17 protein-coding genes and 1 other RNA gene are annotated in these 20,634 nt (G+C 75.7%); 12 read left to right on the top strand and 6 right to left on the bottom strand.

Going from position 1 to position 20,634, the window contains the following annotated elements; translation table 11 throughout:
• Positions 1-107: 107 nt before the first annotated feature.
• From ABT247_RS20425 to lanL, 3 genes are all read right to left on the bottom strand, one after another.
• On the bottom strand, positions 108-251 hold the full coding sequence (locus ABT247_RS20425; RefSeq protein WP_157882160.1) for a VenA family class IV lanthipeptide: 144 nt from the start codon (positions 249-251) through the stop codon (positions 108-110).
• Between the two features lie 186 nt (positions 252-437).
• Positions 438-2,450 carry an alpha/beta hydrolase family protein gene (locus tag ABT247_RS20420; RefSeq protein ID WP_350744222.1) on the bottom strand — a complete coding sequence of 671 codons (2,013 nt, stop codon included), beginning with the start codon at positions 2,448-2,450 and terminating at the stop codon, positions 438-440.
• A 2-nt stretch (positions 2,451-2,452) separates the two neighbouring features.
• The gene (gene lanL, locus ABT247_RS20415; protein ID WP_350744221.1) at positions 2,453-5,542 is read right to left on the bottom strand and encodes a class IV lanthionine synthetase LanL; all 3,090 of its coding nucleotides are present in this window, start codon (positions 5,540-5,542) and stop codon (positions 2,453-2,455) included.
• Positions 5,543-6,214: 672 nt separating this feature from the next.
• On the opposite strand from lanL, the gene ABT247_RS20410 reads away from it, so the two are divergent.
• Genes ABT247_RS20410 through ABT247_RS20400 form a run of 3 tightly spaced genes read left to right on the top strand, consistent with a single transcriptional unit; the run spans position 6,215 to position 8,971 of the window.
• Complete coding sequence (locus ABT247_RS20410; RefSeq protein WP_350744220.1) at positions 6,215-7,051, top strand: Nif3-like dinuclear metal center hexameric protein; 837 nt, start codon at positions 6,215-6,217, stop codon at positions 7,049-7,051.
• Positions 7,052-7,074: 23 nt separating this feature from the next.
• Positions 7,075-7,818, top strand: coding sequence for a zinc ribbon domain-containing protein (locus tag ABT247_RS20405; protein ID WP_350744219.1), 744 nt, complete (start codon positions 7,075-7,077; stop codon positions 7,816-7,818).
• Positions 7,819-7,822: 4 nt separating this feature from the next.
• Positions 7,823-8,971 (top strand): bifunctional RNase H/acid phosphatase, encoded by a 1,149-nt coding sequence (locus ABT247_RS20400; protein WP_350744218.1) that lies wholly within the window; start codon positions 7,823-7,825, stop codon positions 8,969-8,971.
• Positions 8,972-9,137: 166 nt separating this feature from the next.
• Here ABT247_RS20400 and yaaA read toward each other — a convergent pair whose 3' ends face one another.
• The gene (gene yaaA, locus ABT247_RS20395; protein WP_350744217.1) at positions 9,138-9,923 is read right to left on the bottom strand and encodes a peroxide stress protein YaaA; all 786 of its coding nucleotides are present in this window, start codon (positions 9,921-9,923) and stop codon (positions 9,138-9,140) included.
• A gap of 700 nt (positions 9,924-10,623) precedes the next feature.
• Here yaaA and ABT247_RS20390 point away from each other — a divergent pair.
• From ABT247_RS20390 to rnpB, 5 genes are all read left to right on the top strand, one after another.
• Complete coding sequence (locus ABT247_RS20390; RefSeq protein ID WP_350744216.1) at positions 10,624-10,959, top strand: hypothetical protein; 336 nt, start codon at positions 10,624-10,626, stop codon at positions 10,957-10,959.
• Positions 10,956-11,327 (top strand): type II toxin-antitoxin system death-on-curing family toxin, encoded by a 372-nt coding sequence (locus ABT247_RS20385; protein WP_350744215.1) that lies wholly within the window; start codon positions 10,956-10,958, stop codon positions 11,325-11,327. Before ABT247_RS20390 ends, ABT247_RS20385 begins: the two co-directional genes overlap by 4 nt.
• Positions 11,328-11,370: 43 nt before the next feature.
• The gene (locus tag ABT247_RS20380) at positions 11,371-12,993 is read left to right on the top strand and encodes an RNB domain-containing ribonuclease (protein ID WP_350744214.1); all 1,623 of its coding nucleotides are present in this window, start codon (positions 11,371-11,373) and stop codon (positions 12,991-12,993) included.
• 87 nt (positions 12,994-13,080) lie between these two features.
• Positions 13,081-14,604 (top strand): MFS transporter, encoded by a 1,524-nt coding sequence (locus ABT247_RS20375; RefSeq protein ID WP_502892474.1) that lies wholly within the window; start codon positions 13,081-13,083, stop codon positions 14,602-14,604.
• 13 nt (positions 14,605-14,617) lie between these two features.
• Positions 14,618-15,016, top strand: an RNA gene (rnpB, locus tag ABT247_RS20370) — RNase P RNA component class A.
• Between the two features lie 76 nt (positions 15,017-15,092).
• Here the strand turns inward: rnpB and ABT247_RS20365 are convergent.
• Together ABT247_RS20365 and ABT247_RS20360 are read right to left on the bottom strand one after the other, a co-directional pair.
• Positions 15,093-15,293, bottom strand: a complete 201-nt coding sequence (locus ABT247_RS20365; protein ID WP_350744213.1) for a ferredoxin — start codon at positions 15,291-15,293, stop codon at positions 15,093-15,095.
• Between the two features lie 8 nt (positions 15,294-15,301).
• Positions 15,302-16,528 (bottom strand): cytochrome P450, encoded by a 1,227-nt coding sequence (locus tag ABT247_RS20360; protein ID WP_350744212.1) that lies wholly within the window; start codon positions 16,526-16,528, stop codon positions 15,302-15,304.
• 443 nt (positions 16,529-16,971) lie between these two features.
• Between ABT247_RS20360 and ABT247_RS20355 the strand changes: the two genes are divergently transcribed.
• The 4 genes from ABT247_RS20355 (at position 16,972) to ABT247_RS20340 (ending at position 20,515) form a co-directional block, all read left to right on the top strand.
• Positions 16,972-17,634, top strand: coding sequence for a DUF4097 family beta strand repeat-containing protein (locus ABT247_RS20355; protein WP_350744211.1), 663 nt, complete (start codon positions 16,972-16,974; stop codon positions 17,632-17,634).
• Positions 17,635-17,953: 319 nt separating this feature from the next.
• Positions 17,954-18,688, top strand: a complete 735-nt coding sequence (locus tag ABT247_RS20350; RefSeq protein ID WP_350744210.1) for a GbsR/MarR family transcriptional regulator — start codon at positions 17,954-17,956, stop codon at positions 18,686-18,688.
• Positions 18,689-18,720: 32 nt separating this feature from the next.
• Positions 18,721-19,893, top strand: a complete 1,173-nt coding sequence (locus ABT247_RS20345; protein WP_350744209.1) for a damage-control phosphatase ARMT1 family protein — start codon at positions 18,721-18,723, stop codon at positions 19,891-19,893.
• Between the two features lie 145 nt (positions 19,894-20,038).
• Positions 20,039-20,515 (top strand): carboxymuconolactone decarboxylase family protein, encoded by a 477-nt coding sequence (locus ABT247_RS20340; RefSeq protein ID WP_350744208.1) that lies wholly within the window; start codon positions 20,039-20,041, stop codon positions 20,513-20,515.
• Positions 20,516-20,634 lie beyond the last annotated feature (119 nt).

The following is a 20,634-nucleotide window of genomic DNA, read 5'->3' as shown; positions in this document are numbered from 1 at the left end:
CCGGGCGGCCCCGCGGGGGCCCGGGGGGGTTGGGGCGGGGGCCCGGCCCCCCCGGCCCGGACAGGCGGGCACGGCACCCATGGACTACTGCTTGGTCAGCCGACGGCTCAGCTGTTGGTGAAGATCAGGCAGGTCAGGATGAGACAGGTGTACTGGCAGCCGCTGCCGTGGCCGGTCAGCTCGACGGACTCGGTCTCCGGCAGGTCCTGCAGAGCCGCGAGGTCGGTCTCGAAGTCCACCATGTTCTCCATGATCGGGTCCTCCCCTGGGTTCACGCCCGCCGCGATCTGCCTGCGGGCGTCGGGTGTCGCACCCCGGGCGGCCTCCATCCGCCGCACCGGGGGTGGTGCCCCGGACCGCCGTGGGTCCGGGAGTCTGCGGCCCCGGGAGTCCGGGGCCGGTCAGCCGGGTGCTCGGCCGGGCGCTCGGCCGAGCGCTCAGCCCGGGCGGCCGGTCCGCAGGAACGCCGCCAGCAGCTCGTGCAGGACGGCGGCGCCCTCCTCGGCCAGCACCTCGTGCCCCGCTCCGGCCGCCTCGACGTACCGGAAGTCCGCGCCCTCCACCCGGCCGATCCGCAGCAACTCGTGCCGCAGTGCACGGGACTGGCTGACCGGCACGACCTCGTCCCGGTTGCCGTGTACCACCAGCAGCGGCGCGCTCAGCCGGTGTGCCAGCTGCAGCACGTCGCGCGGGCCGCGGGCGTCCGTGATGGGTTCGCCGCCGCCGAGCCGGGTGGTCAACGCCCGTACGGGAGGCGCCGCCTCGGCCAGGAGCCGGGCACCGGACAGGAACGGTGCGACCACCGCGCAGCGGGCGACCTGCTCGGCCGGCGCGTGCGCCGCCGCCAGCAGGGCGAGGAACGCGCCGTAGCTGACCCCGAACAGCGCGGGTGGTTCGAGGCCGAGCGCCGCTCGTTGCCCGGCGATGCCGTCCAGCAGGTACAGCACGTCGTCCAGGTCGGGGCCGCCCCAGGCGCCCCGGATGGCGAGTGCGTGCGGCACGCCGTAGCCGGTGGAGCCGCGCTGGTTGGGGGCGACGACCGCCAGGCCCTCGGCGGCCATCCGTTGCAGTGCCGGGTCGAACTCCAGCCGCCAGGCGTCCGCCGGGCCGCCGTGCAGCGCCAGCACCAGGTGGGGACTGCTCAGCCAGGCGTCCCCGCCGTACACCACCGCCTCCAAGGGGCCGGCGGGACCGGCGAGTTCGAGGCTCTGGGCGGACTGCCAGCGGCCGCCGTCGCCGGGCGGCGTACTGCCGTCCAGGCGCCAGCCGGCCGGCGGGGTGCGGGCGGCGCGCGGTCCGCCGGGCTGCCAGGGCAGTGCGGCGTCCCGCCAGGTGGTGGGCAAACCGGAGCCCAGCGGGGCGAGTTGGAGCGGCAGCGGCATCGGGCTGGACTCCGCCGGGACGGGCCCGTGGGCCAGCAGGGCGTCCACGTCCAGGGTGGCCAGTGCGGCCGGATGGTCGGGGGAGGAGTACGGGATCCGCAGGCCGGCCTCGCCCCAGTGCCCGACCGCGCCGAGCCGCCCGGGCGGTACCGGCAGCTGGTCGAGCCGGCCGGTGCCGGGCCGCCACAGGGCGAGCGCCGATCCCGCGCCGTGGTCGATCTGCACCGCCACCCGGGGCCCGTCCGCCGCCTGCCGCAGCGCGATGGGCCGCAGGAACACGCCCGTGACGTGCAGGCATTCCGGGAACCGCAGCGGCCGGCCGCCGTCCAGCACGCCCCAGCCGAGCCGGTCGGTGCCGGGTGCGTCGCTGCGCACCATCGCGAAACGCGTGTCGGGATCGAACAGCACCAGTCGGTCGTTGCTGCGTTCGCCGATCTCCAGCAGCGGGGTGGTGGTGCCGCTGCGCAGGTCCAGGACCACGCTGCGGACCAGCCCGCCGGCCACCCGGTCCAGGGCGAGCAGTGCGCCCGCGTGGTCGAGCCAGGCGCCGCCGCCGTGCAGGCCGGGGATCTCGGCGACCTGCTCGGGTTCGCTGCCGTCCGCCCGGACCAGCCAGGCGGTGGTCGCCGGGCGGGTGTCGGTGCCGAGGGCGAGCGCCACCGGCGTGCGCGGGCCGGCGTCGGGCGGTACGGGGAGCGGCAGCAGGCGCAGCCCGGGCATCCGGAGGCTGGCCAACTGCTGTTCCACGACGTCGGTTTCGCTGGCCGCGAGGCGGACCAGCTCATGCCGCTCGCCGTCGTGCCGGCAGACCAGCACCGAGCCGTCCGGCAGCGCCACCAGCTGAGAGCGGAGGTTCTCCGAGCGGTTGCCGGGCAGCGGCAGCGCGGTCGGTACGGCGGGTTCGGCCGGTACGGTCGGTACGGCCGGTCCGGGCTGCTGCGGGAGTCGCCAACTCTCCACGTACCAGGCGCTGTCGGCGGCCGAGGCGAGGCAGGCTGCGTGGCTGCCGTCGGCGGCGAAGGTGAAGCTGAGGCGCCGCAGGGCTCGGGTGGTGGTGCGAGTGGCCACGTTCACGATCCGCTCACCGCGCCGTCCTGGGCGGGGAGTCGGTGCCGGACGGGCGGGACGGCCGGGGCGGCCGGGACGGGGTCGAGCCAGAGTCGGGGGCCGCCGTGGCGCAGCCGGAGCAGGAAGGACAGCGGGCCCGCGGTGCCGGTGCCGTAGGCGGTGGCGCAGCCGGTCCCGGTCTCGTCGGCGAGTGTCAGCAGGCCGTCGCGCAGGGCGGCCCGGGTGGTGATCAGCTGACCCAACTCCTCGGCGCCGGTGCGGAATTCAGGCTCACCGGTCGCCTCGGTGAGATCGAGCAGGAACTCGCCGTCGCCGGCCAGCCCGTGGCAGGCGCTCAGTCCGCTGTGCCAGCGGCCGGCGAGCACGGCCCGCCCGGCGGCGCGGGCGAGGTCGAGGGTGGCGGCTTCGCCGGTGGCCCGTGCGAGTCGGAGCAGGAAGCTGCCCGCGCCGGAGGAGCCGCTGCACCAGTGGGAGAGCCGGACGTGCTCGGGATCGGTGGCGCTCTGCGGCCACCAGGCGGTCCGCCGGTCCTGGCCCCAGCGTGCGGTCGCGGCGAGCGTGCGTCCGGCGTCGACGGCGGCGGCCAGGGCCTGCGCGGCGAGCGGCGCGTGAGTCGGCTCCCAGGCCGGTGCCGACGCGGTCCTCGGGTCCGCGGTCAGCGGCTTTCCGGTCAGCGGCTCTCCGCTCGTCGGGTCTGCGGTCGTCGGGACGGTGGTCGTCGGGTCGGCGGTCGTCGGCTCCGAGGCCGAGGCTCCTGCGGCCGGGCCGCCGAGGGCCTCGGCAGCGGCGAGCAGGAAGGCGCCCACGCCCGCGACCCCGTGGGCGAAGCCGAGGTGGGTGATCCCGGCGAGCGCCGAGTCGAAGTCCGCCGGTACCGGCCAGACCGTCCCGTACGGCTCCTGCCGCGAGGCGGCCAGCAGACCGCGGGCGCAGCAGGCCACCCGGGCGAGGAAGTCCCCGCCGGAGCCCGCACCGAGGCCCGCGCCCGCGCCGAAAGTCTCGGCGGCGAAACGGAGTTGGGTGAAACCAGCACCCGCCGCGCCGTGGCACACGTCGGGGTTGGGCCACGCGACGGGAATCCGCCGGGCGAGCGCGGCCGCCCGCTCCGCCGCTTCCCCGTCGCCCAGTGCGCGGGCAGCGTCCAGCAGCGCCCACGCGGTGCCGGACCGCCCGTAGTGCAGCCCGGGCAGCACCACCGGCTCCGCCGCGACGCGCCGTTCGATCCAGCGCACGGCGGTACGGGCCGTGCGCGCGGCCTCCGCCCGGAGGTCCTCCGGCAGTCCGTCGGCCGTCACGGCCCGGGCCAGGACGGCGAGCACGCCCGCCGCGCCGTGCTGCACGTTGCAGGGGTCCGTCCGCTCCCCGGCGGGGACGACGGGCCAGAGGCGGTCGGGCCGCTCGGGCGTCACGGTGGCTGCGAGGTGCCGCAGGCCGTCGTGGAGCAGCCGGTCGAGGGGGGCCGGGGCCGGAGCCGGAGCCGGGGCGCCGTCGCGTCGCGCGGTGGTGCCCGGCCGCTGTCGGGCGGCGGCGGCCTGCCACAGCGGGCTGACGGTGAGCGGAGCCGCCCCGCCCAGCTCGGCCCGCGCCCGGGCCAGGCTCCACCGCGCTTCCGGCTCCTCCGCCCGCAGCCCCAGCACCAGCGGGGCCAGCCGCCGCGCCGTCGCGCCCGTGCGGGCGGCGAGGGAGAGCCAGCGGCCGAGACGCTCGGCGACCGGGCGGGCCCGGGGCAGGTCCTCCGGCAGCAGGGGGTCGTGTCCGGTCGCCAGCAGGAAGAGCAGGCCGCCGAGCGCGTACAGGTCCACGGCCGGATCGGCGACGCAGGTGCCGGCCGGGGCGAGCCGCCCCTGCTCCGGGGCGCGGTAGCCGGGGGTGCCGGCGGAGCCGGCCCGGTGGCCGGTCTGGGCGGCGAGTTCCAGGTCGACCAGTCGCAGGGTGCCGTCCGGCCGGACCATCACGTTCCCGGGGGAGAGGTCGCGCAGCACCAGGCCCTGGGCGTGCACCCGCTCGACCAGGTCGAGCAGCCCGTGCACCACCGGCTCGGCCTCGGCCCAGTCCACGTCCGGGCTGCCGTCGCGGCGCAGCCTGGCCGCGACCCAGGCGCCGAGCGGCTGTCCGGCGATTCGTTCCTGCACCAGGAAGACGGAGTCGTCCTGCTCGATCAGTTCGAGGGCGCGCGGCGCTATCTCCTGCCCGTCCAGGCGGGCGAGCAGGGCGGCCTCGTGCCGGAGGGCGTCGCGGGCGTCCGTCCCGGAGCGGTCGACCTCGATGTGCGCGCGGGCCTGCTTGACCACGACCTCCGTGCCGCCGGCCGCCTCCCGCCCGAGGAACACGCCGCCCTTGGCGCCGTGCCGGACGGCGGCGGTCACCGCGTACCGCCCGGCCAGCAGCACCCCGCCGCGCTTCCGGGCCGGGGGCGCGGCGGCGGGTGCGACGCCGCCGGGCACGGCGAACGGGTCCCGGGCCCACCCGGGCGCCCGGTACGAACCCCCGCGCACGTCCTCGGCCCGCTCCCCGCCGGGCCCGCGCAGCACCGAGCGGTACTCCCCGTCGTTGCCCAGCTCCGCCCGCGAGGCGAAGGCGCCGTACCGGTAGTGCACCCGGCTGCCCGGCCGGTACGGCCGGTCGGACAGCACCACCGGCCCCGGCAGCCCGGCCGTGGCCCGGTCCAGCGCCGCCGCCAGCCGCTGGAACCGGGCGTCGTCCGCCGGGTAGACGGTGATGAACTTGCCTGCCGAACCACGGTCGCTGTTACGGGAGTTGAGCTCCCGCAGCCGTTCCTCCCCGGCGGCGAACTTGAAGCTGCACGGGTCGGCGGCGAGCACCCGCACCACGGCCGCGAGCACCTCCCCGCCCACCACCGACGCCGCGCTGACGTGGAGCTTCCACCCCTGCTCCGGTAAGGGGGAGGACGCGGACGGCCTGGCCGTGCACCAGAAGCCGCCGACGGTGACGTCCCAGCCGCCGTCGCCTCCCCGGCCTCCGGCACCGGCCAGTGCCGCCCGCACCGCCTCCGGCCACGAACCGCCCGCATCCGGCCCGTGCCCCGCCGACCGCCCGCCCCCGGCCGTACGCAGCGATGTGCCCGCTCCCATCCGCCACCACATCCCTTCGTCCCCGCCGCCGCGTCGCGGGCGCCGCTGCTCGGCACCCGGGCGCGGCGGCCCGGCCTGATCGGTTCCCCGTCGGTTGCGACCCCCTCCGAGGGGGAGCCCGGACCGCCGGTCCGGCGGGCCGCGGGCCCGCTCCGGCGCTGTGCCCTCCCGGCCCCCATGGGGCTACTGCCGGGGCAACTCCCGTTCGCAGGACTGAAGTTAGTTTCGAGAAAACCGAAGCCTCAACGCAGACCCGGTCACTTCACTCGTAAGGGTGATCCAAAGGCGGTTTCGAATTCGGACGGGGGGCCTGCTGTGCGCGTGGAGCGCCCGGCGCACGGGCGCACACCGCTCGTGCGGGCCCGTACGAGCGCCCCGCCGCAGGTTGGCGCGCCCGCGCGCCGGGTTGACGCGCACCCGTACGCCCCCGGTACCCGCGTCCGAACGCGGCAGGGCGGCCACGTCCGAACGCCGCAGGGGCGGTCACGTCCAACGGCACGCGGCACCCGCCCCGGGCACCCGCCGCGCACGCCTCCGAACGGCCGGGGAGGCCACCCCCGGCCCCCGGGGAGGCCACCCCCGGCCCCCGGGGAAGCCACCCCCGGCCCCCGGCGAAGCCGCCCCCGAACGGCCGGGGCCCGACCGGCGCCGTGCGCACGGTAGTCTCGACAGGTGCCGAAACTGTCCGACGTCATCACCGCGCTCGAAGAGGTCTACCCGCCGCAGTGGGCGGAGTCCTGGGACGCCGTCGGCCTGGTCTGCGGAGACCCTCAGGCCGAGGTCCGCCGCGTGCTGTTCGCCGTCGACCCCGTCCAGGCCGTCGTCGACGAGGCCGTGGAGTGGGGCGCCGACCTCGTCGTCACCCACCACCCCCTCTACCTGCGCGGCACCACCAGCGTGGCCGCCACCACCTTCAAGGGCCGGGTGGTGCACACGCTGATCACCAACGGCATCGCGCTGCACGTCGCGCACACCAACGCCGACCACGCCGACCCGGGCGTCTCGGACGCGCTCGCCGAGGCCGTCGGCCTGCGGGTCACCGGTCCGCTGGTGCCGGACCCGACCGACCCGGCGGGCCGCCGCGGCACCGGCCGGATCGGCCTGCTGGAGCCCCCGCTGCCGCTGTCCGCCTTCGCCGCCCAGGTCGCCCGGGGCCTGCCGGCCACCGCCGCCGGGGTCCGTGTCTCCGGTGACCCGGACCGGCTGGTCAGCCGGGTCGCCGTGTGCGGCGGTTCGGGCGACAGCCTGTTCGCCGAGGTCCGGGCGGCCGGCGTGGACGCCTACGTGACCGCCGACCTGCGCCACCACCCGGCGTCCGAGGCGGCCGAGGCCGCGCCGGTCGCGCTGGTCGACGCCGCCCACTGGGCCACCGAGTGGCCCTGGCTCGCGCTGGCCGAGCGCGCCCTGCGGGGCGTCGCCGACGAGCGCGGCTGGGCCGTGGAGACCAAGGTCTCCCACCGGGTCACCGACCCGTGGACCGCGCACGCCCCCATGTCCTTCACCGCCTGACCCGATTCACAGGAGCTTTCCGCTTGAACGCCGCGCCCGCCGACCAGATCCGCCTGCTCGACCTCCAGGCCATCGACTCGAAGCTCGACCAGCTGGCCCACCGGCGCCGGAGCCTGCCGGAGCACGCCGAGATCGAGAAGGCCACCGCCGACCACACCGCGCTCAAGGACCTCGTCGTCGCCGCCGAGGCCCAGAAGGGCGACACCGCCCGTGAGCTGGCCAAGGCCGAGCAGGACGTCGAGCAGGTCCGTGCCCGTGCCGCCCGCAACCAGCAGCGCCTGGACTCCGGCGCGATCACCTCGCCGCGGGACCTGGAGAACCTCCAGCACGAGATCGGCTCGCTGGCCAAGCGCCAGGGCGACCTCGAGGAGGTCGTGCTGGAGATCATGGAGCGCCAGGAGAGCGCCAACAGCCGGGTCGAGGAGCTGACCGCCCGCCTGGAGCACTCCACCGTCGTCCTCACCGAGGCCGAGGGCCGCCGCGACGCCGCCTTCGCCGAGATCGACGCCGAGGCCGAGAAGGTCAAGCGCGACCGCGAGGCCGTCGCCGCCGTCATCCCCGCCGACCTGCTGAAGCTGTACGCCAAGCTGCGCGAGACCCAGGGCGGTGTCGGCGCGGCCCGCCTCTACCAGCGCCGCTGCGAGGGCTGCCGCACCGAGTTCTCGATCACCGAGCTGAACGCCATCAAGGCCGAGCCGGCCGACAAGGTCGTCCGCTGCGAGAACTGCTCGCGGATCCTGGTCCGCACCGCCGACTCGGGCGTCTGATCCGGTGGCGGCGCGCTTCGTCGTCGAGGCGGACGGCGGGTCCCGGGGCAACCCGGGGCCGGCCGGCTACGGCGCGGTGGTCCGGGACGGCGACACCGGGCAGCTCGTCGCCGAGGCCGCCGGGTTCATCGGCCACGCCACCAACAACGTGGCCGAGTACCAGGGCCTGATCGCCGGCCTCAGGGCGGCGCACGCCCTCGACCCGGACGCCTCGGTGGACGTCCGGATGGACTCCAAGCTGGTCGTCGAGCAGATGTCCGGGCGCTGGAAGATCAAGCACCCCGACATGCAGCCGCTCGCCGCCGAGGCGCGCACCGTCTTCCCGCGCGACCGGGTCAGCTACACCTGGATCCCGCGCGAGCGGAACAAGGACGCCGACCGGCTGGCCAACGAGGCGATGGACGCCGGCCGGGCGGGCCGGCAGTGGGAGCCCCGGCCGAAGGCCCCGGCGACCGTGGCGGAGCCCCTGCCGGAGCCCCCGCTGGAGACCACGGCGCCCAAGGCGGGCTGGGCCGCCCCCGCCGACCTCGGCTCCCCCACCACGCTCGTGCTGCTGCGCCACGGAGAGACCCCGCTCACCCCGGAGAAGCGTTTCTCCGGCAGCGGCGGCACCGATCCGGAGCTCTCCGACAAGGGCCGCTGGCAGGCCGAACGGGCCGCCGAGGCGCTGGCCGCGCGCGGCAGCATCCAGGCGGTCGTCGCCTCCCCGATGCGCCGCACCCGGCAGACCGCCGAGACCGTCGCCGCCCGGCTCGGCCTGGAGGTCCGGTACGAGGAGGGGCTGCGCGAGGTCGACTTCGGCGACTGGGAGGGCCTGACCTTCGCCGAGGTGCACGAGCGCTACCCCGCCGACCTCGCGGCCTGGCTGGGCTCAGCCAAGGCCAGGCCGACCGGCAGCGGCGAGAGCTTCGCCACCCTCACCCACCGGGCCGGCCTGGCCCGGGACAAGATCCTCGCCCGGTACCCGGGGAAGACCGTGCTGGTGGTCTCCCACGTCAGCCCCATCAAGACGCTCGTCCGGCTGGCGCTCGGCGCCCCGCCCGACTCGATGTACCGGATGGAGCTGTCCGCAGCCTCGCTCTGCGCCGTCCAGTACTACGCGGACGGCAACGCCTCGCTGCGGCTGCTCAACGACACCTCGCACCTGCGCTGACCGTCCCCGGGCTCGCGGCCCGGCCCCGGCTGTGCTCCGGCCGCCGGCTGTGCTCCCGCCGTCGGCCGTGCTGCCGCCAACGGCCCGGCGGTCAGCGCGCCGGCGGTCGGAGCATCGGCGGCCAGCGCGCCGACGGCCAGCGCACCGGCGGTCAGTGCACCGGCGGTCAGTGCACCTCCGTGACCACCACGTCCAGCTGCCACGGCTTGCGCGCCGTGCCCTCCGCCGCCAGCTCGACCCGGTGGCCCAGCTCCAGCAGCGCGTCCATCAGCTCGCCCGGCGTCTTCGGCTCGGCCCCGGCGACCAGCAGGTCCCGCACCAGTCGGCCCTTGGTCGCCTTGTTGAAGTGGCTGACCACCGTGCGCTTGCCGTTCCGCTCCTGCAGCACCCGGACGGTCGCGGTACGGGAGGCCACCTCGCCGGCCGGCTTCCAGGCCGCCGCGTACGCGGAACTGCGCAGGTCCAGCACCAGCCCGTCCGCCACCTCCGGCAGCACCGAGGCCATCGCGCCCCGCCAGTGCGGGCCGAGCGCCCCCGGTCCGGGCAGCTTCACACCCATCGAGCAGCGGTAGGACGGGATCCGGTCCGAGATCCGCACCGCGCCCCACAGCCCGGAGAACACCAGCAGTGAACGCTCGGCCCGCCCGTACGCGGCGGCGTCCAGCCCGGCCAGGTCGAGGTTGTCGAACAGCACCCCGGTGTACACCTCGGCCGCCGGACGGGCGCCCGCCGTCGGCAGGCCCGCGTTCTTGGCGATCTCCCCGCGCAGCCCGGGGGTGAGCCCCAGCACCTCGGCGGCGGTGTCCTCGTCGCCCCGGCAGAGGCCGACCAGCGCGTCCAGCACCGCGCCGCGCGCCGCCGTCAGCCCCGGCAGCGACAGGCGGTCGAGCGCGACGGGCTCGCCGTCCCCGGACGCGGCCTTGCCCTCCGAGGGCGGCAACAGCACCAGCACAGCGGACTCCTCAACAGTTTGTGGCAGACGAACCCCGCCACCCTACTGCGGCCGCTCCGGCTCCCAGCACCACGCACAGAGGCGAGTAGTACCGGACGTTCAGCCGCCGGAACCGCTCCGTGCGCGCACTGACGCGCCCGAAGAGCACCGGCCCGGCCACCCCGCGTGCCAGCAGCACACCGGCCACCGCCCCGCCCGCACCCCCGCCGGGCTCACCCCCGCCCGGCGCGACCCCTGCGACCCGCCCGCCGGCAACACCCCGGCCTCCGCCGCCACCAGGTAGGAGGCAGCCCCCAGCAGCCCCGCCACCGCCAGGCACGCCCCCGCCGGCGGCACGCCGTCCCCCGTCCCCACCACGGCGTCCGCGAACTCCTCCGGCGTCCGCAGCGGCCAGGGCGTGACCGCCCACACCGCGTGCAGCGCCCCCGTCAACGCCAGCGCCGCCGACACCGCACCCCCGGTGACCCGCACCGCAGTCGCAGCCGCGCCCGCACCCCCACCCGTACCAGCCATCGTCCGAACCCCCTCCGCAGCCGTTCGCCTCCCCCCACCGTAGGAGTGCTTACGCCGGTGCCAGCAGCCGGCAGCCGGCAGCCGCGGCACGGGCCGCCGGTACGGCCAGGGCCGGCGAGACCGGCGGCAATGCGGTGGGAGCGCCCGGCGTTCACCACTACGGTGAGCCCGGAGGAGAGTGAACGAGATGACCATCCGTCCCCTGAACACCGAGCCCGACGACGGCGACGCCGCGGTGGAGCCCCTGTCCGTGAGCCTGCCCGCCGGCCTGCCGGCGGAGACCCGGCAGGCACTGGAGTTCGCGGTGCGGGCCGCGGCCGAGGCGGTGATGGCCGGGCGGATGCGGGTGACCGAGGCCCCGGCCGGATCGGACACCGCCGAGCTGGCCTTCGAGGTCCCCCGCTCCGACGTCCCCCCGGCGCTCGCCGAGGGAGCACCGGGCAGGGCCGCGCGCCGCGCCGCCATGGTCGCCCGGATCCGCGCCGCCAACGCGGAGACGCTGGAGAGGCTGAAGGACCTGTGACGGAGTACCTCGACCTGGAGGACGTCACCTACCTCGCCGGCGGCCGGGAGAACATCCGCGATCTCGGCGGCCTCCTCTCGGCGATCGCCCGCCCCCGGGCGAGCCTGTTCGGCGGCGACGCCTACCCCGACCTCTGGACCAAGGCGGCCGCCCTCGGCCAGAGCCTGGCCCGCAACCACCCGCTCGTCGACCGCAACAAGCGCACCGCCTTCGAGGCGATGCTGCTGTTCCTGGACTACAACGCCGAGCCGTACACCGATCCGCACCCGGACGACGCCGTGGCCTTCGTGCTGCGGCTGGCCACCGGGGGCTACGACGACGCGGTCACCCTCGCGGCGAAGGACCTGAAGTCCCTGCTGGGACGCTGAGCCTCCGTCCGGAACCGCCCGGTTCCGCCCTACCCTGGCGTCCATGCCCCGCCGAAAACTGCGCGTCAAGGCCGCCGACTCCGCCCGGATCAACACCGAGCTGGCCGAACTCCGCGCCCGCCTGGAGATCCGCACCGAGTGGCCCGAGGAGGTGCTCGCCGAGGCGGAGGAGGCGGCCGAGCGGCCGCGGCTGCCCGGGTACGACGCCACCGAGCTGCCGCTGTTCACCGTCGACCCGCCGGGCTCCCGGGACCTCGACCAGGCCATGCACCTCAGCCACCGCCCGGGCGGCGGCTACCGGGTGCACTACGCGATCGCCGACGTCGCCGCCTTCGTCCGGCCGGGCCGGGCGATCGACGCCGAGGCCCGGCGCCGGGTCGAGACCCTCTACTTCCCCGACCACCGCGTCCCGCTGCACCCCGCCCGGATCTCCGAGGACGCCGCCAGCCTGCTGCCCGGCGAACCGCGCCCCGCCCTGCTCTGGCAGCTGGACCTGGACGCCGACGGCGCCGTCGTGCTGGCCGACGTCCGCCGCGCCCTGGTCCGCTCGCACCGCCGGCTGGACTACGCCGCCGTCCAGCGCGCCGTGGACCTCGGCGGCGCCGACGAACAGCTCGCCCTGCTCGCGGTGATCGGCAGGCTGCGCGAGGAGCAGGAGCGCGCCCGTGGCGGGATCAGCCTGCCGGTGCCCGAGCAGGAGGTGGAGGAGACCCTGCACGGCTACGTCCTCGGCTACCGCGCGCCGACCCCCGCCGACGGCTGGAACGCCCAGATCTCCCTGCTCACCGGCATGGCCGCGGCCGAGCTGATGCTGGACGCGGGCGTCGGCCTGCTGCGCACCCTGCCCGCCGCACCCGCCGCCGGGTACGACCGGCTGCGCCGGATCGCCGCCGCACTGGACGTGGACTGGCCGAAGGACCTCCCGTACCCGGAACTCGTCCGCTCGCTGGACCCGGGCGCCCCGCTCGACGCGGCCTTCCTCAACGCCTGCACCGGACTGCTGCGCGGCGCCGGCTACCAGGCCTTCGACGAGTCGCGCGGCCTGCCCGCCCCCGCCGAGCCGGGCCACGCCGCGCTGGCCGCCCCGTACGCCCACTGCACCGCTCCGCTGCGCCGGCTCGGCGACCGCTTCGCGCAGGAGGTGTGCGCGGCGGTGGCGGCGGGGGAGGACGTGCCGGACTGGGCGCGCGAGGCGCTGCCGGCCGTACCGGCGCTGATGGCGAGCGGGGACCGGCGGGCGGCCGAGGTGGAACGGGCCTGCGTGGACCTGGTGGAGGCGGAGCTGCTGGCCGGCCGGGAGGGCGAGGAGTTCTCCGCGGTGGTCATCGAGGTGGACGCGCACCGCCCCGGCTCCGGCACCGTCCAGCTGCGCGAGCCGGCCGTACGGGCCCGCTGCGACCGTGCCGTCGGTCCGGCGGACGGCACGCCCGGCCCGGTCGGCGGCGTGGGCACCGGCACCCCGGTCGGCACGCCCGGCCCGGTCGGCGGCGTGGGCACCGGCACCCCGGTCGGCACGCCCGGCCCGGTCGGCGGCGTGGGCACGGACACCCAGGCCGGCCCCGAGCGCGCCGCCGCCGCGCCGCCGCTCCCGCTCGGCCGGGTGATCGACGTCCGCCTGACCAAGGCCGATCCGGCCACCCGGACGGTCCGCTTCTCCGCCGTCTGAGCGGCCGCCGCCGGAACCCGCGGATCCCGCCACCCGGACGGTCCGATCCGCGGCCCCGCCCCCGCCCGGCGGTGGGAGGATCGGTCCGTGCCCGATGCCGCTTCGCTCCCCGCCCCCGCCCCCGCGCCCGCCTCGCCCGCCGACCCCGACCCCGGGCGCCGCCGCCGTCTGCTCGTCCTCGCGATCTGCTGCATGAGCCTGTTCATCGTCGGCCTGGACAACACCGTGGTGAACATCGCCCTGCCGGCGATCCAGAAGGACCTGGACGCCCCGGCCTCCGGGCTGCAGTGGATCATCGACGCCTACACCGTGGTGCTGGCCTCGCTGCTGATGCTGTTCGGCTCGGTGGCCGACCGCTTCGGCCGCCGCCGGGTGTTCCGGATCGGGCTGGCCTGCTTCGCGCTCGGCTCGCTGCTGTGCAGCCTGGCACCGAGCCTGGAGTGGCTGGTGGTGTTCCGGGCGGTGCAGGCGGTCGGCGGGTCGATGCTCAACCCGGTGGCGATGTCGATCATCACCAACACCTTCACCGACCCCAGGGAGCGGGCCCGGGCGATCGGCGTCTGGGGCGGCGTGGTCGGCATCTCCATGGCGCTGGGGCCGCTGCTCGGCGGCTTCCTGGTGGACGGCGCGGGCTGGCCGTCGATCTTCCTGATCAACGTCCCGGTGGCGCTCGCCGCGATCCTGCTGACCATCCGCTACGTTCCCGAGTCGCGCGCGCCGAGGCCGCGCCGGCTCGACCCGCTCGGACAGCTGCTGATGATCGTCCTGCTGGGCTGCGGGACCGCCGCGATCATCGAGGGCCCGGGCAACGGCTGGACCTCCCCGCTGATCCTCGCCCTCGCCGCGGCGGCGGTGGCCGCGCTGGTCGCCTTCCCGCTCTGGGAGCGGCGGGTCGCCGAGCCGCTGGTGGACCCGCGGTTCTTCGCCAGCGCCCCGTTCACCGGCGCCACCGTCACCGCGGTCTGCGCCTTCGCCGGGCTCGGTGGCTTCCTCTTCCTCAACACCCTCTACCTGCAGACCGTCCGGCACTACGGCCCGGTCGAGGCCGGCCTGTGGACCCTGCCGATGGCCGGGATGATGCTGGTCTGCTCGCCGGTGTCCGGACGGATCGTCAGCAGCCGCGGCCCGCGCGTGCCGCTGGCCGTCGCCGGGCTCTGCCTCGCCGCGAGCGGCCTGCTGCTGACCCGGCTGACCGCCGACTCGCCCTCGGCGCTGCTGCTCGTCGCGTACGCGCTGTTCGGCTTCGGCTTCGGCATGGTCAACCCACCGATCACCAACGCGGCCGTCTCCGGGATGCCGCGCGCCCAGGCGGGGGTGGCCGCCGCGGTCGCCTCGACCAGCCGCCAGGTCGGCCAGTCGCTGGGGGTGGCGGTGATCGGCACGGTCGTCACCTCGGCCGTGGTCGGCCCGATGGCCACCGGGTTCGCCCCGGCCAGCCACGCCGGCTGGTGGATCCTGGTCGGCCTCGGTTCGGTGATCCTCGTCCTCGGGCTGGCCACCACCACCGCCTGGGCCACCGGGACGGCCGCCCGGGTGGCCGCCCGCCTCGGGGCCGAGCCGCCCGCGGCCCGGTCCGGTGTGCAGGAGGCCCCGCCCGAGCGGCTACGATGACCAGTACGGCGGAAGAGCCGGCCGGGCGGTCGCGACGGGTCCCTGACCCGCCGAGGAACGTCCGGGCTCCACAGAGCAGGGTGGTGGGTAACGCCCACCCGGGGTGACCCGCGGGACAGTGCCACAGAAAGCAGACCGCCCACCGCTTCGGCGCGTGGGTAAGGGTGAAACGGTGGTGTAAGAGACCACCAGCGACCGGGGTGACCCGGCCGGCTCGGTAAACCCCACCTGGAGCAAGGTCAAGATCGGTGCCCTCGGGCACCGTGCGCGGACGTCCGAAGGCTGCTCGCCCGAGTCCGCGGGTGGACCGCACGAGGCTGTCGGCAACGGCAGTCCTAGATGGATGACCGCCTCCCCGGGCTGCGCGAGCGACCCGGGAGACAGAACCCGGCGTACAGGCCGCGTTCCGTCCGGCAGACCGGCAGACCGGCCGTGGGTCGGGCGCCTCGGGAAGCGGAGTCGCGCCCGCGGCGGTCAGGACGCTCCCGTCATCCGGTGCCCAGGGTGATGGCCTGGACGGGGCAGGCTTCGGCGGCCTCCCGGACCAGCGGGTCCGCCGCCGTGCCCGTGCCGCCCGGGAGGAGTTCCACCACCCCGTCGTCGTCCTGGGTGAACACCTCCGGCGCGTGCCGGGTGCACAGGGCCGCGCCGATGCACCGGGCCGTGTCGATCTCGATGTCGGTACCCACGGAGGCTCCTACCAGGTCACCGGCAGCGCGGGCACGCTGCCTTGCAGCACGTACGGGGGATTGGCCCGCACCTGGTCGGCGGGGACGGCCAGGCGCAGGGTCGGGACGCGGCGGAGCAGGACGGTCAGGGCCGTCTCGATGACGGCCCGGGCGAGGTTCTGGCCGACGCACTGGTGGATGCCGTACCCGAAGGCGACGTGGCGGCCGGCCTTGCGGTCGATGTCCAGGGTGTCGGGCTCCTGCCAGACCGCGTGGTCCCGGTTCATCAGCATCAGCGAGACGAGGACGCCGTCCCCCGCCCGGATGGTCCGCCCGGCCAGCTCGATGTCCGCCGTGGCGACGCGCGGCAGCACGTCCGCGACGGAGGTGAGCCGGGTCAGCTCGTCGACCGCTCCGCTGATCGACTCCGGCTCGAGGCGCAGGCGTTCGAGCTGGTCCGGGTGTTCCAGCAGGGCGAGGACGGCCGCCGCGATGGTGCTGGAGGTGGTGTCGTCGCCACCGGTCAGGAGGATCGCGCAGAGCGCCACCAACTGGTCGCCGTCCATGCCGCCCCCGTCCGCCCTGGCCGCCAGGAGGTCGTCGATCAGCCCGGTGCCCGGTTCCCGCTCCTTGCGGGCGATGAGCTCGCGCAGCCGGTCGAGGATCTCGTCGAAGAGCTTCACGGCCTGGCCGGGGGCGTTTCCGCCGGACGGCGCGAGCACCTGGCGGGTGCGTTCGGCGATGTAGCGGCCGTCCTCGTCCGGGACGCCCAGCAGCGCGAAGTTGGCCGCGCAGGCGAGCGGCAGGGAGTACGAGGTGACCAGGTCGGCGTGGCCGCCTCCGGCCACCATCGTCGCCACCAGCTCCTCGGCGATCCCCTCGATCCTCGGGCGCAGGGCGGCGATCCGCCGGACGCCGAAGGCGGGGATCACCATCCGCCGCTGGTGGCCGTGTTCGGGGTCGTCGACGCCGCTCAGCGGCGGCGAGAACCCGGCCTCGGCCTGCTCGGCGGACTGCGGGGTCAGGGCGGGGAAGGACGGGTGCCTCACGTCCACGGAAACCCTGGGGTCGAGCAGCAGGGCGCGGCCCTCCGCGCTCCCGGAGACCAGCCAGACCTGCCGGCCGTCGTAGAGCGTCACCCGCGACAACGGCCCGTCCGCCCGCAGGCGTTCGTAGCCGTCGGGCATCCGGAAGGGGCAGCTGCGCGCCATCGGGTAGGCGGGGGCCTCGCCGGCCGGGGTGTCGGTGGCTGTCACGATCATCCTCACCTTCCGCCCGTCGAGGCGATCAAGGAGTCAAGCCGGCGCGGACCGGCACCCGGGGTCGAGCGCGGATCGGGTGGCCCATCATGCCAGATCCTCCGTCTGCGAAGGGCGGCCGTGTTTCGCTTCAACGGTGCTGCAGGTAAGTAGTTTTGACGTTTCATCAGTTATTGGGGCGGAGGCGTGGGCACCGTCCCGCCCGGGATTCGCGACCGGTCGCCCGGCGTGGCGTTCATTTCACACGCATTGCAACGACAGCTCCGGCGTGCTGTTGCGTTCGATTCACTCTGGGTGCAACGATTTTGCGCGCTTTACCTGCGGGGATGTCAGTTTGACGCAACGAATACGTTGCCAGATCTGTGAACGCAACGTAGCTTTTCCGTTGTCGGAAACGACGGGCCAAGAAGAGCCCGCCGAACGAACAAGGAGAAGAGACCATGCAGACCTTCGCCACCGCCGCCCCGATCGCCGCCGTCCTGGACGTCCCCGCCGGCCGCCTCCAGTTCATCGCCGCCGACCGCACCGACACCACCGTCGAGGTCCGCCCCGCCGACCCCGGCAAGAGCCGCGACGTGCGGACCACCGAGCGGACCACCGTCAGCTACGCCGAGGGCGTCCTGCGGATCCACACCGCCGAGGCCGAGAACGGCCTGGTCGGCCCCGGCGCCGTCGAGATCACCGTGCAGCTGCCGGCCGGCTCCCGCGTCGAGGCCCGCACCGCGGCCGCCGAACTGCGCGGCGTGGGGCGCCTGGGCGACGTCGACTTCGAGGGCGCCTACAGGCGGATCAAGGTGGACGAGGCCGCGAGCCTGCGCCTGACCGCGGTCGACGGCGACGTCGAGATCGGCCGGCTCACCGGCCCGGGGGCCATCAGCACCGCCCGCGGCGACATCCGCGTCGCCGAGGCCGTGCGCGGCACCCTCACCCTGCGCACCGAGTCCGGCAGCATCACCGTCGGCGCCGCGGCGGGCACCTCCGCCTCCCTCGACGCCGGCACCGCCCACGGCCGGGTCACCAACTCGCTGCGCAACGACGGCACCGTCGGCCTCGACATCCGGGCCACCACCAACCACGGCGACATCACCGCCCGCAGCCTCTGAGCCCGTCCGTGGGGACCGGCCGCCTACGGGCCGCGCGAGGGCCGGGCGCCCGTGCGCGGCCCGCGCGGCGCCCGGCGGCCTTCGGTGCCGCCGACTGCCGGACCGCCGGGCGCGTGTTTCCGGCCGAGGAAAAGCCGCGTTGCATGGCGTCGGGCGGTCGGCGACAGCTCGGCGGTAGAGCATCATAAGCGCTGGCAGAGGGGCGGTCCTCTGGTCGCACCACCCCCTCGGAAGCGGCGGGCGGATCTCGTATCGTTGCAATGGGTTCGAGGTGGGGCTACTGTGGCCGCACCACAGGACGCCCACGGAGGAGACCGCGATGCCGGGAGGCAGGCTCACCCAGCAGGAACGCCAGCAGATCGCGCTGGGGCTCGCCGACGGCCTCGCGTACGCGGAGATCGCCCGGCGCCTGGAGCGGCCGACCTCGACCGTCACCCGCGAGGTGATGCGCAACGGCGGCCCCACCGCCTACCGCGCCGAACTCGCCCACCGGGCCACCGAACGCCGCGCCCAGCGCCGCCGGCAGCCCGCGGCCCGGAGTGCGGCCGCGCCCCCGGCCGACGACGGGCGAGACGTCGAGGCGGTGCGCGCGTACGAGGAGATGTTCGCCGCCGTCTTCATCCAGTCGGGCGTGCCCAGGATGGCGGCCCGGGTGCTGGCCTGCTTCTTCACCTCCGACACGGGCAGCCTCACCGCGTCCGAGCTCGCCCAGCGCCTCCGGATCAGCCCGGCGTCCGTCTCCAAGGCGATCGCGTTCCTGGACAGCCAGAGCCTCGTCCGCCGGGAACGCGACGAACGCCGCCGGGAGCGCTACGTCGTCGACGACGACGTCTGGTACCAGTCGATGATGTCCACCGCCCGCGCCAACGCCCGCTTCGTCCAGATCGCACGCGAGGGCGCCGGTGTCCTCGGCGCCGCCACCCCGGCCGGCGTCCGGCTGGAGAACGTCGCCCGTTTCATGGACTTCGTCTCGGAGAGCATCGCCCGTGCCGCCGAGCAGGCCCGGGAGATCCTCCACAGCAAGCCGGCGCCCGCCCCGGACGGCACCGACTGACGACCCCCGCCCACGGAGGAGACGAACCCGACGTGCCGACCGCACCCGTGATCCGCAGCGACGTTCCGGGCTCCTTCGCCTGGGGCGTGTTCCACCGGCGCCACCCGGAGCTCGTCCGCCAGGTGCTCGACGCGCTGCCCTACGGACCCTCCGAACGGGCGGCGGTGGAGCGGCTGTCGGCGGAGAGCACCACCGGCGTGCTCGAACCGCTGCCGGACGGCGCCCACGACCGCGACCAGTGGCTGGCCTGGGGCGAGGGTTTGTGGGGGCGGCCCTGGGGCGAGGCGCCGTTCCTGTGGGCGGAGAGCTACTTCTACCGCCGATTGCTCGACGCCACCGGGTACTTCGGGCCGGGCGCCTGGCACGGCGTCGATCCGTTCGCGCCGTTCAAGGACGCCGAGCTGGCCGGAGCGGCCGTGGACGGCGAACTGGCGGCCCTCGACGAGCTCGACGGCCTCCCGGAACGGCGCCACGCCCAGGCGCTGCTGTCCTCCGCCCTGTGGGGCAACCGGGCGGACCTCGGCTTCCGCATCACGGCGGCTGCGGGGAGCACCCCGGCGGCCGGCGTCCCCGACCTGCTGGTCGACGACAGCGCCGCCCTCTGGTCCGTGCTGGACGCCGCCCCGGGCGGCCGGGTCGCCGTGATCGCGGACAACGCCGGCCGCGAGCTGCTGCCCGACCTGGTGCTGATCGACCACCTGCTCGCCGACGGCCGGGCCGCCGAGGTCGTGCTGTACGTCAAGCCCCAGCCGTACTTCGTCTCCGACGCCACCATGGCGGACGTCCTGGCCGCCCTGCGGCGGCTGCGGGGCGCCCGGGGCCGGGCGCAGGCGATCGGCCGGCGGCTGTGGCGGGCCCTGGACGGCGGCCGCCTCGCCGTCCGCACCCACCCGTTCTTCTGCGCGCCGCTGCCGTACCACGACATGCCCGCCGACCTGCGGGCGGAGCTGGGCGGGGCGGCCCTGACCGTCCTCAAGGGCGACCTCAACTACCGCCGCCTGGTGGGCGACCGGCTCTGGCCGCCCACCACCCCCTTCGCCGGGGCCGCCGGCCACTTCCCGTCCCCCGTCGCCGCGCTGCGGACCCTGAAGTCGGACGTGGTCGTCGGGGTCGGCGCGGACCTCGTCGCCGCCCTCGACCGGACCGGCGGGGCATGGCGCACCAGCGGGCGCCATGCCGTCGTCCAGGTCAACGGCGGGGCCTGAGAGGGCGGGCCGGGGCCTGGGGAGCGGCACCGGCCCGGAGCGACGCCGCACAGCGTGACGCAGGACACATCCGGAACCGGTCACAAGCCGACCGGCTGCGCGGTCTTCATGGCAGCAACGACGAGCGACTCCGAGGGAGCACACCATGGAACCCCGACTGAACGCCTTCGCCAGCCCGATCATCGGCAAGGTCTTCAAGCACCTCATCGCCGCCAACAAGCCGATCGCCGACTCGACCGTGCCGTACGCCACCCAGGAGCTGGTGCGGCTGCGCGCCAGCCAGATCAACGGCTGCGGCTTCTGCGTCGACATGCACTTCAAGGACGCCGTGCACGCGGGGGAGGAGGCGACCAGGCTGAACCTGGTCGCGGCCTGGCGCGAGGCCACCGTCTTCACCGAGGCGGAGCGGGCCGCCCTGGAGCTGGCGGAGCAGGGCAGCCGGCTGGCCGACGGGACCGGGGTGAGCGACGAGGTGTGGGAGAACGCGGCGAAGCACTACGACGAGGAGCAGCTCGCGGCGCTGGTCTGCATCATCGCGCTGATCAACGCCTTCAACCGCGCCAACGTCATGATCCGCCAGCCCGCCGGCAGCTATCGGCCCGGTCAGTTCGCCCAGCACTGAGGCGAGGGGCGCCGACGGCCGGGGGGCTCGCTCCCCGGCCGTGGGCGGACCCCCGGACGCAACCGCCCCCGACGCACACCACCCAGCCCCCCCCCCCGGGGGGTGTCGCCCAAAAACCC

Source organism: Kitasatospora sp. NPDC001539 (assembly GCF_040298565.1).
Classification (GTDB): Bacteria; Actinomycetota; Actinomycetes; order Streptomycetales; family Streptomycetaceae; genus Kitasatospora.
This window is presented reverse-complemented; position numbering and strand designations above follow the sequence as displayed.